The following is a 1,913-nucleotide window of genomic DNA, read 5'->3' on the forward strand; positions in this document are numbered from 1 at the left end:
CTTCGGCCGCGCGTCCGCGGAGGTGCCCGGCGTCGCGCCCGTGGGGGCGTCGGCGCGCTGCCGTGGGGTCTGAGCGGCGGTGGGGGTCCTGCCCTGCGGGTAGCGTCCGGCCTCGAAACGGGTCCGCATCCGGCCGCGGTGCAGCTTGCCGCTGGTGGTCCGGGGAAAGGCGCCGGGCGGCAGCGCGAACACCCGCACGTCGTCGTGACCGAGTGCTTCGCGGATCCGGGCCGCCACCAGGTCCAGCACCGCGTCCACGGTGGACCGCGGCGGTCTGGCCCACTGGACGAACACCGCCACCCGTTCCGCGCCCGTCACCGGGTCGGTCGAGCCGACCACCGCGGCGGTGCCGGGCGGCAGTCCGGGGGTGGCGGACGCGACCGCCTCCAGGTCGGAGGCGTGGAAGGTGCGGCCGTTGACGAACAGCACGTCCTTGTGCCGGCCGCTCACACAGAGCCGGCCGTCACGGAGGAACCCGAGATCGCCGGTACGCAGCCACCCGTCGGTGAACGTCGCGGCGCTGGCCTCCGCCTGCCGGTGGTAGCCGCGTGCCACCTGGGGGCCGCTGACCTCGATGTGGCCGACGCGCCGGTCCGGTACGGGCCTGCCCGCGTCGTCGACGACGCGCACCTCGCAGCCCGGCACCGGATACCCGACGTCCATCAGCTCGACCGTCCCCGGCCCGGCCGGTGCCTCGACCACCCGGCCGCGGCTGAGCGACTCACGGTCCAGGGCCACGGGGGCCGCCAGTTCACCGGGGGGCGGGAACGTCACCGCCAGCGTGGCCTCCGCCAGGCCGTAGACCGGCTGCATGGCCCGGGCGTCCAGCCGGGCCGGTCCGACCTTGCGCACGAAGTCCCGCCACACGGCCGCGGAGATGGGCTCGGCGCCCACCAGCACCCGCCGGACGGTGGAGAGGTCGAGCCGGGCGAGTGCCTCGTCGGGGACCCGGCGCACCGCGAGGGCCAACGCGAAGTTCGCGGCCGAGAGCAGCGTCGCGCGGTGCCGGGCGGCCACGTCGAACCACAGCTGCGGGCGTTTGGCGAACGCCGACGGCGACAGCCTCACCTGCGCAGCGCGGGCGGCGAGCGGCGCCAGGTGGTTGCCGATGAGGCCCATGTCGTGGAAGTACGGCATCCAGCTCACCACCACGTCCTGCGGTGTGAGGGACGCGGCGGTCCGCATCTGTTCGAGGTTGGCGAGCACTCCGGCGTGGGTGAGTTCAACGCCCTTGGGGTCGCCGGTGCTTCCGGAGGAGAACTGGAGGAACACGACGTCGTGCGGTTCCGCTTCCGGCAACCGGTCCACCGCGGCTCCCCCGCGCAGTCCGGCCGCCGTCAAGCCCTGTGGGTTTTCCGGCAGTTCGGCGAGCAGGGGCGCGGTGGCCGGGTCCACCAGCAGCGGCGGCCGGCCGAGCAGCTCCCACACCGGAAGGACGCGGCGGAGCTGCGGCGCGAGCGGCACGGGGACGAGGCCCGCGGTCAGGGCTCCCCAGAACAGCGCCTGGAAGTCCGCTCCGTCGTCGGCGAGCAGCGGCAGGCAGGTGCCGGGCGTGAGACCGGCGGCGAGCAGACCGCCGGCGACACGACGCGCCTCCTCCCGCAGCTCGGCGAAGGTGACGACGTGTTCGCTGCCGTCCTCCCGCACGTGGACGACAACCTGTCCGGGTGCCTGCTCCGCCGCTTCCCACAGCAGGTGGGGCAGCGTCGTCACGCCGTGGTCGCCGGTCATCGGGTCGCTCCGCTGGGGTCTGGGGTGGTCTGCGGGTTTCGGGGTGTCGGGGCGGCAGGGTGGCGAGGGCCCGGAGAAGCAGGGCCGCAGGGGTGCGTGGTACGGGAGTGAGGACGCGGCAGGGGCCGCCGGGGTTCTCAGCGGCCCGCCGCGCAGGCGCTGACGCCGCGGCGGGCGGGGCC

The 1,913-nt window shown here is 75.3% G+C and carries 1 protein-coding gene; it reads right to left on the reverse strand.

Annotated elements, in window-relative coordinates; translation table 11 throughout:
• Positions 1–1,731: AMP-binding protein (locus ACYVE9_RS25005; protein WP_461030164.1), on the reverse strand; the 1,731-nt coding region annotated here is incomplete at its 3' end.
• Positions 1,732–1,913 lie beyond the last annotated feature (182 nt).

Source organism: Streptomyces sparsus, assembly GCF_054776295.1.